The following is a 12,422-nucleotide window of genomic DNA, read 5'->3' as shown; positions in this document are numbered from 1 at the left end:
GGAGGGCGCGAAGTCGCATGGGATCGGGGCCTGGATCGGGCGCGGTGCCGCGCGGGCTGAGGTTAACTTGGTGTCCCGGAGGATTTGGCAATGGCGGAGGGTGCCCGGCAGGATCCGCGGACCCGTAATCTTATGAAAATCTTATGCTTCCGTCGTTGAGGCCGGTGGCAAGATGTTGCTAGCGTGCCGGCCTATGCGTTCGTCCGCCCCGCTCCTCCTCGCCGCCGGTCTCGCGACCGGCCTGGCCGCTTGCCTCGCCGCTCCCCATGGCGCCCGCGCCCAGGAACCGAAGGCGGCCACCGGCGAGCCGCCGCCGGGTTCCCCCACCGCGCAGGCGACCGCGCCGGCCCCAGGCTCCGAGACGCAGATCGCCGTGCTCTACCGCCCGGTGCCGGCGCCCTCCTCCTACGACGCGGAGGCCGACCCCGAGGATCTCGGCATCGCCGGCGCGCGCATGGCGGTGAAGGACAACAACACCACCGGCCGCTTCACCAAGCAGACCTTCGCCCTCGACGAGGTCGCCCTCGACGGCGAGCGCGATCCGGTTCAGGCGGCCAAGGATCTTTCGGCCAAGGGCGTCAGATTCTTCGTGCTGACCCTGCCCGCCGCCGAAGTGCTGGCGGTGGCCGACGCGCTGAAGGAGACGGGGGCGGTCGTCCTCAATGCCGGCGCGCCCGACGACCGCCTGCGCGGGGCCGATTGCCGCGCCAACCTGTTCCACGTCCTGCCGAGCCGCGCCATGCAGACGGATGCGCTGGCGCAGTACCTGACGCTGATGCGCTGGCGGAAGATCTTCCTGATCGTCGGCCCGACCGAGCGCGACAAGGCCTATGCCGACGCGTTGCGGAACTCCGCCCGCAAGTTCGGCCTCAAGATCACCGCGGAGAAACCCTGGACCTTCGGCCCCCTGGCGAAGGCCCGCGGCGACACGCCGACCCGGGCCGAGGCGATGGTGTTCACCCGCGGGCTCGACTACGACCTGGCGATCGTCGCCGACGAGGAGGGGGATTGGGGCGATTACGTCCCGTACCGCACCGTCGATCCGCGTCCCGTCGGCGGCACCCAGGGGCTGATCGCCACCACCTGGCATCCGACCCTGGAGACCTGGGGCGCGGCCCAGGCGCAGAACCGCTTCCGCCGGCTCGCCGGCCGCCTGATGCGGCCGCTCGACTATCAGGTCTGGGCGGCCGTGCGCACCGTCGGCGAGGCGGCGACGCAGACCCGCAGCACCGATCCGGCCACGCTCGCGGCCCATCTCGTGAAACCCGATTTCTCGCTGCCCGCCTACAAGGGCGTGTCGCTGACCTACCGGCCCTGGGACCACCAGCTGCGCCAGCCGATCATCGTGGTGCAGCCCAAGGCGATGGTCTCGGTGGCGCCCGAGCAGGGCTTCATCCACCAGCGGACGCCGCTCGACACGCTGGGCGCCGACGAGCCGGAGACGACGTGCAAGCTCCGGTAGGGCCGGGCCTAGGGCCGGGCGGGGGACGATGCGGCAATCGACCACCCGGCCATCGGCCGTCCATCGCCGGTTTTTTGTTTGAGCAGCGGCGTGCAAGGACCATGTCGCTGCAACAGGTTTCGATGCGGGCGCGCGAAGACGCGCCGGAGACGACAGGGAGGACGCCGATGGTCGCTCGCTTGAGGGCGGGGCTGGGTTGCGCGGTGCTCGCGGGCACGTGGTTCGGCATGATTGAAACGGCGCAGGCTTTCACCGCCTACGTCACCAACGAGAAGGCCAACACCGTCTCGGTGATCGACACCGCGACCATGGCCGTGACCGCGACCTGGAAGGTCGGGCGGCGCCCGCGCGGCGTGACCCTCTCGAAGGACGACAAGGAGCTGTTCGTCTGCGCCAGCGACGACGACCGCATCGACGTGCTCGACACCGCCACCGGCAAGGTGGTCCGCTCGCTGCGCTCGGGGCCCGACCCGGAGCAGTTCATCCTCGATCAGACCGGCAACCCGCTCTACGTCGCCAACGAGGACGACAGCCAGGTCACCATCATCGACATCGAGAAGAACAAGGTGCTGGCCGAGGTGCCGGTCGGCGTCGAGCCGGAGGGAATGGGCCTGTCGCCGGACGGCAAGGTTCTCGTGAACACCTCCGAGACCACCAACATGGCCCACTTCATCGACACCAAGACCTTCGAGGTGATCGACAACGTGCTGGTCGATGCCCGGCCCCGCTTCGCCGAGTTCTCCCAGGACGGCAAGTTCCTCTGGGTCTCGGCGGAAGTCGGCGGCACCGTCTCGGTGATCGACGTCGCCACCCGCAAGGTGATCAAGAAGATCACCTTCAAGATCCCGAGCGTCACCGACGAGCAGATCCAGCCGGTGGGCGTGCGCCTCACCAAGGACGGGACCCGGGCCTTCGTCGCGCTCGGGCCCGCCAACCGCGTCGCGGTGGTCGATGCCAAGACCTACGAGGTGCAGAAGTACCTGCCCGTGGGCCAGCGCGTCTGGCAGCTCGCCTTCACCCCCGACGAGAAGCAGCTCTACACCACCAACGGCACCTCCAACGACGTCTCGGTGATCGACGTGGACGGACTGAAAGTGGTCAAGAGCATCCCCGTCGGGCTGCTGCCCTGGGGCGTGGCGATCTCGAAGAAGTAGTCGCCGGCCAAGCATCGTCCCGAACGGCGCCTGCCGGTTTCCGGGACGATGCGGACACGAGAGACCGGAGGAAGCGACATGACCTGGACCACGCGCCTCGGCCTCGCCGCCGCGGCCCTGATGCTCGCCGTACTTCCGGCCGGCGCCCTCGACCTCACCAAGAAACGGCAGAACCTGCCCGACCTCGTGCTCGGCAACGAGGAGGGCAACGACTTCGTGGTCGAGAATAAGGACATCGAGCTGGAAGCCGGCAAGGCCTATCGGCTGCGCATCGTCGCCAAGGGGCGGCAGGAATACAAGTTCTACGCGCCCGAGTTCTTCCGCTACATCTGGTTCAACCAGATCGTGATCGAGCACAAGGAGATCCACGGCGGCGGCCCGCCCGATCACCTCGAATTCGACGATCCCGGCGAGATCGCCATCGAGTTCGTCGCCATCAAGCCGGGGGCGTACAAGTGGTACGCGCAGGGGCTTGAGGAGAAGGGCATGGCCGGCACGATTACGGTGAAGTGAGCATGATCATGCGCATCGGCTTCATCTTGCACGCGGCGTCTTCCCTCTCCCCTCTGCGGGAGAGGGTGGCCCCCGAAGGGGGGCGGGTGAGGGGCCGGCTCCGCATTCTCCGGAAACGTCGCTCCCGTCTCCCGCCTGCTCCGCAGGCACCCTCCCCCACCCAAGTCGGGCCTGCCCGACTTGGGAAGATGCTTGTGGATCTCGGGCAAGCCCGAGATCCAGCGGGGGGAGGGATTTTTGCGGGCGCCGCTCTCGCCCTCGCTCTCCTCGCCACCCCCGCCCTGGCCGACGACAAGTCCGCCTGCGCCGAGGGCATCGTCGCGGCGCGGGCGCAGGCGGAAAAACTCGCGCCCGAGGCCGTCCCGCCGAAGTTCAAGCGCGCCCTCAAGATCGCCGAGCGCGAGCAGGGCGAGGGCGAGTTCGACGAGTGCCTGGAGGCCCTGGACGACGCCAAGCGGGCTCTGCCGCGATGAGCGCCGCCCTCGAGGTCGCCGGCGTCAGCCACCGCTTCGGCCAGCGCGCCGCGCTGTCTGACGTGTCGCTGACGGTCGAGCGCGGGCACTTCATGGCGCTGCTCGGCCCGAACGGCGCGGGCAAGACCACGCTCTTCTCGGTGATCACCCGGCTCTACAACAATCAGGAGGGGCGGGTCGCGATCCTCGGCCATCCCCTCGACCGCGAGCCGTCACGGGCGCTCGCCCGCCTCGGCGTGGTGTTCCAGGCGCGCACCCTCGACACCGACCTCACCGTCGCGCAGAACCTGCACTACCACGCCAGCCTGCACGGCATCGGCCGCGCGGCCGCGCGCGCGCGGATCGAGAGCCTGCTTGCCCGCGTCGGGCTGGCGGAGCGGCGCGACGACAAGATCCGCACCCTGTCCGGCGGCCAGTCGCGGCGCATCGAGATCGCCCGCTCGCTGATCCACGAGCCGCGCCTGCTGCTCCTCGACGAGCCCACCGTCGGCCTCGACCTCGAATCGCGTGCCGACATCGTCGCCATCGTCCGCGCCCTGGTGCGCGAGGAGGGGCTGTCGGTGCTGTGGGCGACCCACATCTTCGAGGAGATCTCGCCCGAGGACGACGCGGTCGTGCTCCACAAAGGCCGCATCGTCGCCCGCGGCCGCGCCGGGGAGATCGGCGCGCCCGGCGAGACCCTGGAGGCCGCCTTCCGCCGCCTCGTCGCCGAGCCCGACCGGCGCGCCGTGAAGTCCGCCGCATGAGGTCCCGGTCATGAGTTCCAGGTCATGAGTTCCCGGTCATGAGTTCTCCGTCGAACCCCGCCGTCGCGGCCCGCGCCGAGGACGGCGTCAAGCCCGTTCCCCATGCGGGCCGGCTCGATGCGGTCGGCTACCTCATCGCCCTGGGCGGCATCGTGCGCCGCGAGCTGCTGCGCTTCTTCCACCAGAAGGAGCGGTTCTTCTCGGCGATGGTGCGCCCGCTGGTCTGGCTGTTCATCTTCGCGGCGGGCTTCCGCAACACGCTCGGCACCTCGATCACGCCGCCCTACGAGACCTACGTGCTTTACGAGGCCTACGTGGTGCCGGGGCTCGCCGTGATGATCCAGCTCTTCAACGGCATGCAGTCCTCGCTCTCGATGGTCTACGACCGCGAGGTCGGCTCGATGAAGGTGCTGCTCACCTCGCCCTATCCGCGCTGGACGCTGCTGCTCGCCAAGCTGATCGCGGGGGTGAGTGTCTCTATCGTGCAGGCCTACGCCTTCCTGGCCATCGCGTGGTTCTGGGAGACCGGCATTCCGCCGGTCGGCTACCTCGCGGCCCTGCCGGCCTTCCTCGCCTCGGGGCTGATGCTCGGCGCCATCGGACTGTTCCTGTCCTCGCTGGTGCGGCAACTTGAGAACTTCGCGAGCGTCATGAATTTCGTGATCTTCCCGATGTTCTTTGCCTCTTCTGCCCTATATCCGCTCTGGCAGGTCCGGGCATCGAGCGAGTGGCTCTATCTCATCTGCCAGGCCAACCCGTTCACCCACGCGGTCGAGCTGGTGCGTTTCGCCCTCTACGGGCGCTTCGAGCCGGTCGCCTGCGCCGTCGTGGTCGGCACCGGCCTCCTGTTCTTCACCCTCGCCGTGATCGCCTACGATCCGGGCCGCGGCATCATGGCCCGGCGCGGCGGACCGGCCGGCGAAGCTGCCTGAGAGACGCCCATGCTCCTTCGTCGTGCCACCCTCGGCTCCGTTCGTGCCCCGCTCTGCCTCGCCCTTCTTCTCGCGGCGGGGCCGGCGCTGGCGCAGCCCAAGGCCGATCCGGATTGGCCCTGCGCCCAGCGCAAGGTGACGACCTTGGGTTACGGCTCGTTCTGGACCGGGCCGGATCTCGCCGAGGCCGGCGAGTGGGGCAACGACCGCGAGGCGGCGCAGCTCGCCCGCAAGCTCGCCTCCCGCCGCACGGAGCTGCGCGAGGCCGACACCCTGCTCGACGAATTCACCGAGAAGCTCGATCCGGCCGAGAAATCGAAGCGTCTCACCCGCGTCTTCGCCGGCGTGTTCGAGATCATCAACGGCGAGCGCAGCACGGTGATGAGCGGCATCACCCGCTACGCGCAGGGCCAGCGCCGGCTCGCCGAGCGCATCCGCGACGAGGCGGACAAGGTGAGCGAGCTCAAGGACAGCCCGGAATCCGATCCCACCAAGGTCGCCTCCAAGGAGGCCGCGGACCTGGAGACCCAGTTCAACTGGGACCGGCGCATCTTCGACGAGCGGAACCAGTCCGTCTCCTACGTCTGCGAGGTGCCGACGATCCTGGAGCAGCGCCTGGGCGAGATCGCCCGCCGCATCCAGGCGCGCCTCTGACACGGTTTCCGGCCGATCGGTTCGGTCTTCCCTTCGTCATTGCGAGGCGAAGCCGTGGCAATCCAGGGCGCGACATCTCCGAAAAGGTCGCGCCCTGGATCGCTTCGGCTCCGCCTCGCGATGACGGAGTCCGGCAAAGCCCGAAGCGTTCAAGCGGAAACGGTATGACACGGTGTCCGGCCGGTCGCTTCAGCCGCCGCCGCTCCCCTGCTCCCCACAAGGGGGAGGGGCAGGCCATGCCCTTTCGTTGATCGCGGGACGCTGCTGTCGGGGCCGCGCAGCGGAACCCGGAACCGAACGGGCGCGCCGGAGGCGTGCAATCCACGACTGAGCGCCCTCCTGTCAGGACTTTCGGTATCGCGGGACGATTCCGGGCTCTCGCCTGCGGCGAGCCCCGGAATGACGGGGTCGGGCCTCGATGACGGTGGCCGGGAAATCAGCGAATTGCCGAACAGCCGCAGCGCGATCCCTGGAGCCCGCCTTCGAGTCTCCGCGTCGCTGCGCACCTGAGGATGAGGGACTTGGTCGGATGAGCCGGTCGAACAGGCTCCGATCGAACGGCGACCCCGGCCGCCGCGGCGCGGCGGTTTCGCCCCACCGATGACCGGTGCGTCTGCGCCCGGCCGAGGCAATCCGCCACGATTCGTGCGTAATTTTTTTGAGCGATCGTGGATGAAACGGCCGAGTAAAACGTAGTCAAGGTTTCATTGCCGAAACGTCCCGGTATCGTCTTCATATTCGTCCGTAAATGCCTGTCCAACCTTGAGAAATATGTTGCCGTAACAGCACGCGCCGATGAGAAGCTTGAGCGCTTCATCATAAAAGATCCGAAAGACGCTTCGCGCCAATTGTGGCGGTTCCCGGCCTTGAGCAACATCCGGCAACGGACCCTCCGCGGGGCCGCAAGCACGAATGACAAGGGTTGGGGGAATGACAATGCGGGTGCTGCGAAGCAGCCTCATCGCATCGGTTGCGCTGCTTCCGGGACAGGTGATGGCGCAGGGCGCAGGGGGCGGACAGTCCGTCACGCTGGAAGAGATCAGCGTCGTCTCGAACACGCCGGTGGCGGCCTCGCGCCGGATCGTGACGACGCCGACCGCGTCGGGCCTGCGCGAGACCGTCGTGCTCGACGGCATCGATCGCAACAAGCTGCCGCAGAACACGAGCGTGCTGACGGCGGGCGACGTCTCGCGGGTGGGCTTCCCGAGCACGATCCGGGCGCTCGACGAGCGCATCGGCTCGATCAGCATCAACAACGCGCAGGGCAACCCCTTCCAGCCGACGATCACCTATCGCGGCTTCGAGGCCTCGCCGCTCGGCGGTTCGCCCCAGGGCGTGGCGGTCTACCTGAACGGCGCCCGCTTCAACACATCGTTCGGCGACACGGTGCAGTGGGATCTGATCCCCGACATCGCCGTCGACCGCATCGAGCTCGAAGGCTCCAACCCGGCCTTCGGCCTCAACGCGCTGGGCGGCTCGCTGGCGGTGACGCTCAAGAACGGCTTCACCTACCAGGGCACCGAGGTCAACGCGCTCGGCGGCTCGTTCGGCCGCGGCGCGATCGCGTTCCAGCACGGCCAGCGCATCGACAATATCGGCCTCTACGTCGCCGGCACCAAGCTCGGCGAGGAGGGCTGGCGGCGCCACTCGCCCTCGCGCCTCAACCAGATCTACGCCGACCTCGGCGTCCAGGCGGAGCGGGGCGAGTTCCACTTCAACGTGATCGGCGCCAGCAACAGCCTGACCGGCAACGGCACCGCCCCGGTCGAGCTGCTCAAGGCCGATCGCAGCGACGTGTTCACCTATCCCGACCAGACCAAGAACGACTTCCTGCGCTTCCAGCTCTCCGGCAACTACGACATCACGCCGACGATCAGCGTGCAGGGCAACGCCTATTACGGCCTGTTCCGGCAGCGCACCGCCAACGGCGACGCGGCCGACGTGGAGAACTGCGAGGACGACGAGCGCTTCGTCTGCTCCGAGGGCGCGGACGACAACCAGTTCTTCCTGCGCGACCGCACCGGCAATCCCGTGCGGGCCGACCAGCTGCGCACCTTCAACTTCGGTGCGGTCAACCCGGTCTTCGCCGACCGCTTCGACGAGGGCGGCCCCTACGCCTTCCTCAACCAGACCCGCACCGACACCGACAATTTCGGCGCCACGGTCCAGACCGTGGTCCGCGAGCCGCTGTTCGGCCTGCCGAACCGCTTCGTGCTCGGCGGCTCCTATGACGGCGGCCGGACCCGCTTCGGCGCCGACAACTCGATCGGCGGCCTGACGCTCGACCGCGGCTTCTCGCCCCCCGGCATCGTCGTCTCCAGCGACGACGGCATCATCACCCCCGTCTCCGTGCGCACCTCGAACGATTACGGCGGCATCTACTTCTCCAACAACACCGACCTGACCGACCGGCTGACCCTGACGCTGCAGGGCCGGTTCAACATGGCCAAGATCATCCTGCGCGATCAGATCGGCACGGCGCTCAACGGCGACCACTATTACGAGCGCTTCAATCCCGGCATCGGCGCGACCTACAAGATCATCCCCGACTACCTCGTCGCCTATGGCGGCTACACCGAGGCCAACCGCGCCCCGACCCCGGCGGAACTGTCCTGCGCCGACCCGCTGGCGCCCTGCTCGCTCACCAACTTCTTCGTCGGCGACCCGCCGCTGAAGCAGGTCGTGGCGCGCACCGTCGAGGCGGGCGTGCGCGGCCGCATCCCGCAGCCCGACGACGTCTTCGGCGGCATCCTGTCGTGGAAGGCCGGCTTCTTCTCGACCCGCAACGACGACGACATCCTGTTCGTGCCGGCCCCGGACACGATCGGCCGCGCCTATTTCCGCAACGTCGGCTCGACCAAGCGTCAGGGCGTCGAGGCGAGCCTGTTCTACAACGCGCCGCGCTGGAACGCCTTCATCGACTACGCCTTCGTCGACGCGACCTTCGAGTCGCCGGTCGAACTCGCGGCCCCCGGCAACCCGTTCAACAGCGCGGGCGGCGACGAGAGCGGCGTCGTGCTCGTGCGGCCCGGCAACCGCCTGCCCGGCGTCGCGCCGCACCAGCTCAAGGTCGGCGTGCAGTACCAGGTGACGCCGGAATGGCGGATCGGCGCGCTCGCCCGCTTCGCCACGGGCAAGTTCCTCGTCGGCGACCCGACCAACCAGAACAAGACCACCGGCGACTACGCGGTGTTCGGCTTCAACACCAGCTACCGCATCGCGCCCAACATCGAGCTCTACGGCTTCGTCGAGAACGCGTTCAACGCCCGCTACGCCACCTTCGGCACCTTCTCGCCGGTGGACGAGGTGCCGATCGTCCGGGTGCCCAACGCCACCTCGAACCGCAGCCTCGCGCCCGGCGCGCCGGTGGCGGCCTTCGGCGGCCTGCGCATCCTGTTCGAGCCGCCACCCCCGGTGCCGGTGGTCGAGCCGCTGCCGCTGGTCCGGAAGGGCTGAGCGGCGCTCTCACCATGCTCCGTCCCGGATCGATCCCGGTCCGGGACGTCTCGTAAGGGTTGCAGGCGGCGCGGTTCTCCGGAACCGCGCCGCTTCTATATTCGTCCTCGGGCGAGACGGTTTCGAGAGCGCGGAACGCGCGATTTCCGCTCCGCCTATTGCCAATTCATCCCGGGCAAGTTACGCAAACCCGGCGAGGCCGAGCGGCCGCTTCGCCGAGGGCGGACGGTCGCGAGCGGCTCTGCGATCTTGCCGTCCGCCCGGTCTCGGCCGGGCCTCTTCGACCAGGAGTTTCCCCCCATGGCGTTCCGCGTCTCCTCCGCCGTTCTCCTCGCCGCGCTGGTCGCGGTCCCGGCCTACGCGGCCCCGACCACCACGACGAAGGTCGACATCGCCGCCTTCGATCCGGACAAGGACGGCACCGTCGATCTCAAGGAAGCCCAGGCCGCCGGCTCCGCGGCCTTCGACAAGCTCGATCCGGATAAGGACGGCACCCTCGACGCCAAGGAGCTGAAGGGCCGCGTCACCGAGGCCGACCTGAAGAAGCTCGACCCGGACAACGACGGCACCCTCGACAAGAAGGAATACCTCGCCGCCGTCGAGGCGCAGTTCAAGGCCGCCGATCCGGACAACGACGGCACGATCGACGCCAAGGAGCTCGCGAGCCCGGCCGGCTCGGCTCTGGTCAACCTGATCCGCTAAGGATCCCGACCCGTCGGGGCGAAGGGTGCGGATCGCGCGATCCGCACCCTTTCGCATGTCTGGGTTCAGGCCCGGACCGCTTCCCTCGGCCCCGCTCCGGCCGTGGGCGAAGCGTCGCAGACCGGAACCATGAGCGGCGTTTGAGGGCTGTCTCGGCCGAAGCGGCGGTCATCGGACCGATCGCGAAAAGTCGATTCGGAGGAGCCCGAACCCTATGCGCATTGCCCTCAGCCTGCCCGTTGCCCTCGCCGCCCTGGTCGCGGCGGGTCCCGCCCTGGCGGTCACCTGCAAGGACGACATCGCCGCGGTGGAGCGCCGGCTCAACAGTGCCGGTGCGGAGCAGGTGACCGGCAAGGAGCCTCCGGGCGGCCCCACCTCCTCGAACTCGCCCAAGGCCCTCGACAAGCCGCCGGCCGGCGCCCCGTCCGACCCCGCGACGAAGCCGACCAAGGCCGGGGTCGAGGAAGCGCGCACCCTGCTCGCCAAGGCCAAGGAGCAGGACAAGGCCGGTCAGGAGACCGTCTGCCAGGACACGATGACGAAGGTGAAGGAGAAGGCCGGCGCGTTGCCGTGATCGGGCCGGGCGGTCATCGCCCGGCGGTCTTTCTGAGAAATTCCGTCGCCGGTTGATCACCGCGGGCATCGCCCCTCTCCTCCCCACAAGGGGGAGGGGACAGGCTCTGCCCGACCGAAGCCATCAATGAGAAAGGCCCGGGACTGCGCTCCGGCGGTCCCGGGCCCCAGCCCGTTCGAATCTCGAAGAATCCTCAATACGCGTTGTCGGTCTTGAAGAGCGCGAGCGGCGTGGTGAGCAGGATCTTGAGGTCGAACAGGATCGACCAGTTCTCGATGTAGTGCAGGTCGTGCTCGACGCGCCGCTGGAGCTTCTCGCTCGTGTCGGTCTCGCCGCGCCAGCCGTTGATCTGCGCCCAGCCGGTGATGCCGGGCTTGACCTTGTGGCGGGCGAAGTAGCCGTCCACCACCTGATCGTAGAGGGTGTTGGCCGCCTTGGCCTGGATCGCGTGCGGGCGCGGTCCGACCAGGGAGAGATCGCCGCGGATCACGTTGAAGAGCTGCGGCAGCTCGTCCAGCGACGTCTTGCGGATGAAGCGGCCGACGGGCGTCACGCGGGCATCCGTCTTGGTGACGAGTTGCGAGGCTCCCGCGTCGCAACGATCGACGTACATCGAGCGGAACTTGAAGATCTCGATCAGCTCGTTGTTGAAGCCGTAGCGCTTTTGCCGGAACAGCACCGGACCGGGGGAAGTGAGCTTCACCGCGATCGCGACCGCCAGCATCACCGGCGAGAGGCCCACCAGCAGCAGCAGGCCGACGAGGCGGTCGAACGCGCCCTTGAGGATCACGTCCCAGTCGGCGAGCGGCTTGTCGAACACGTCGAGCAGGGGCACCCCGCCGAGATAGGAATAGGCGCGCGGGCGCAGCCGCAGCTTGGCCGCGTGGGCGGACAGGCGGATATCGACCGGCAGGACCGAGAGCTTCGCGAGCATCTGCAGGATGCGCGTCTCGGCCGAGATCGGCAGCGTGAATACCACGAGATCGAGCGGGTTGTGGCGGGCGTAGGTGACGAGGTCGCTCACATTGCCGAGCTTGGGGTGGCCGGCTACCGCGGCGCCGGAGCGGTCGTCGCCACGGTCGTCGAAGACGCCGATGATCCGGATGCCGTTCTCGCCGCCGGTTTCCAGGGCACGGATCAGCTCCTCGGCCGCCGGGCCGCCGCCGACGATGGCGGTGCGGCGATCGAAGCGGCCCCGGGCCGTCTGCATGCGGACGAAGGCCGAGAGCACGGCGCGGCCGCCCAGCAGGAGGCCGAGGCCGGCCATGTAGTAGCTGAGCAGCCAGATCCGGGAATAGTGATCGGCGATCTTGCCGAGCACCATCGCCGCGGCCACCATCAGGAAGGCGACGGACCAGCCGGTGGCGAGCTTCACCGCGGTCCTGGAGAGGTCGCGGAACGCGCCGATCCGGTAGCTGCCCGAGGCCTGGAACAGGCCGAGGGCGGCCACCGTCACGGCCAGGACGGCGGTGACGTAGCGCGGCGCCATCGGCACGACGCCGCGGAGCAGGGCTTGGTGCAGGCCGAGGCCGAGCAGGATCAGACCGCAGAACTCGGCGAGCCGCACGCAGCCCGCCAGCACCACCGGTGAGAGCCAGGAATTCCGGGTCTGTGGAGCCGGCTCAGGATTGGGGCCCGCGTTCCGCGAGTCCTCCGCCCGATCGAGCGTCAGCGGGGCCGGGACGGGAGTCAGCGCGTCGCTCTGCTCGGCGGCCTTGAGCAGATCGCGCACGTCGATGGCACTCATCGGAATGTT

11 protein-coding genes are annotated in these 12,422 nt (G+C 68.7%); 10 read left to right on the top strand and 1 reads right to left on the bottom strand.

What is annotated here, in order from left to right; translation table 11 throughout:
* The first annotated feature begins 193 nt into the window (after positions 1–193).
* From ABS772_RS24735 to ABS772_RS24690, 10 genes are all read left to right on the top strand, one after another.
* Positions 194–1,462, top strand: a complete 1,269-nt coding sequence (locus ABS772_RS24735) for an ABC transporter substrate-binding protein (protein ID WP_350397333.1) — start codon at positions 194–196, stop codon at positions 1,460–1,462.
* A gap of 167 nt (positions 1,463–1,629) precedes the next feature.
* The gene (locus ABS772_RS24730; protein WP_350397331.1) at positions 1,630–2,616 is read left to right on the top strand and encodes a YVTN family beta-propeller repeat protein; all 987 of its coding nucleotides are present in this window, start codon (positions 1,630–1,632) and stop codon (positions 2,614–2,616) included.
* 78 nt (positions 2,617–2,694) lie between these two features.
* Positions 2,695–3,129 carry a cupredoxin domain-containing protein gene (locus tag ABS772_RS24725; protein WP_350397330.1) on the top strand — a complete coding sequence of 145 codons (435 nt, stop codon included), beginning with the start codon at positions 2,695–2,697 and terminating at the stop codon, positions 3,127–3,129.
* Between the two features lie 194 nt (positions 3,130–3,323).
* The gene (locus ABS772_RS24720; protein ID WP_350397329.1) at positions 3,324–3,602 is read left to right on the top strand and encodes a hypothetical protein; all 279 of its coding nucleotides are present in this window, start codon (positions 3,324–3,326) and stop codon (positions 3,600–3,602) included.
* Complete coding sequence (locus ABS772_RS24715) at positions 3,599–4,348, top strand: ABC transporter ATP-binding protein (RefSeq protein ID WP_238255603.1); 750 nt, start codon at positions 3,599–3,601, stop codon at positions 4,346–4,348. Before ABS772_RS24720 ends, ABS772_RS24715 begins: the two co-directional genes overlap by 4 nt.
* Before the next feature lie 38 nt (positions 4,349–4,386).
* Positions 4,387–5,280, top strand: a complete 894-nt coding sequence (locus ABS772_RS24710; RefSeq protein WP_350397326.1) for an ABC transporter permease — start codon at positions 4,387–4,389, stop codon at positions 5,278–5,280.
* A gap of 9 nt (positions 5,281–5,289) precedes the next feature.
* Positions 5,290–5,934 carry a hypothetical protein gene (locus ABS772_RS24705; RefSeq protein ID WP_350397325.1) on the top strand — a complete coding sequence of 215 codons (645 nt, stop codon included), beginning with the start codon at positions 5,290–5,292 and terminating at the stop codon, positions 5,932–5,934.
* Positions 5,935–6,870: 936 nt separating this feature from the next.
* Positions 6,871–9,390: a TonB-dependent receptor gene (locus ABS772_RS24700; RefSeq protein WP_350397323.1), complete on the top strand. Its 2,520-nt coding sequence runs from the start codon at positions 6,871–6,873 to the stop codon at positions 9,388–9,390.
* A gap of 300 nt (positions 9,391–9,690) precedes the next feature.
* Complete coding sequence (locus ABS772_RS24695; protein ID WP_350397322.1) at positions 9,691–10,092, top strand: EF-hand domain-containing protein; 402 nt, start codon at positions 9,691–9,693, stop codon at positions 10,090–10,092.
* Positions 10,093–10,306: 214 nt separating this feature from the next.
* Positions 10,307–10,666 (top strand): hypothetical protein, encoded by a 360-nt coding sequence (locus ABS772_RS24690; protein ID WP_238256067.1) that lies wholly within the window; start codon positions 10,307–10,309, stop codon positions 10,664–10,666.
* A gap of 193 nt (positions 10,667–10,859) precedes the next feature.
* Here ABS772_RS24690 and ABS772_RS24685 read toward each other — a convergent pair whose 3' ends face one another.
* Complete coding sequence (locus tag ABS772_RS24685; protein ID WP_350397321.1) at positions 10,860–12,413, bottom strand: undecaprenyl-phosphate glucose phosphotransferase; 1,554 nt, start codon at positions 12,411–12,413, stop codon at positions 10,860–10,862.
* Between the last annotated feature and the right edge of the window lie 9 nt (positions 12,414–12,422).

Origin of the sequence: Methylorubrum podarium, assembly GCF_040270385.1 — a bacterium.
Classification (GTDB): Bacteria; Pseudomonadota; Alphaproteobacteria; order Rhizobiales; family Beijerinckiaceae; genus Methylobacterium; species Methylobacterium podarium.
This window is presented reverse-complemented; position numbering and strand designations above follow the sequence as displayed.

Bases quoted from the DNA above. Each gene is read 5' to 3' on its own strand.
- ABS772_RS24715 (WP_238255603.1), top strand. From the start codon at position 3,599: ATGAGCGCCGCCCTCGAGGTCGCCGGCGTCAGCCACCGCTTCGGCCAG.
- ABS772_RS24735 (WP_350397333.1), top strand. From the start codon at position 194: ATGCGTTCGTCCGCCCCGCTCCTCCTCGCCGCCGGTCTCGCGACCGGC.
- ABS772_RS24700 (WP_350397323.1), top strand. From the start codon at position 6,871: ATGCGGGTGCTGCGAAGCAGCCTCATCGCATCGGTTGCGCTGCTTCCG.
- ABS772_RS24690 (WP_238256067.1), top strand. From the start codon at position 10,307: ATGCGCATTGCCCTCAGCCTGCCCGTTGCCCTCGCCGCCCTGGTCGCG.
- ABS772_RS24730 (WP_350397331.1), top strand. From the start codon at position 1,630: ATGGTCGCTCGCTTGAGGGCGGGGCTGGGTTGCGCGGTGCTCGCGGGC.
- ABS772_RS24725 (WP_350397330.1), top strand. From the start codon at position 2,695: ATGACCTGGACCACGCGCCTCGGCCTCGCCGCCGCGGCCCTGATGCTC.
- ABS772_RS24695 (WP_350397322.1), top strand. From the start codon at position 9,691: ATGGCGTTCCGCGTCTCCTCCGCCGTTCTCCTCGCCGCGCTGGTCGCG.
- ABS772_RS24685 (WP_350397321.1), bottom strand. From the start codon at position 12,413: ATGAGTGCCATCGACGTGCGCGATCTGCTCAAGGCCGCCGAGCAGAGC.
- ABS772_RS24710 (WP_350397326.1), top strand. From the start codon at position 4,387: ATGAGTTCTCCGTCGAACCCCGCCGTCGCGGCCCGCGCCGAGGACGGC.
- ABS772_RS24705 (WP_350397325.1), top strand. From the start codon at position 5,290: ATGCTCCTTCGTCGTGCCACCCTCGGCTCCGTTCGTGCCCCGCTCTGC.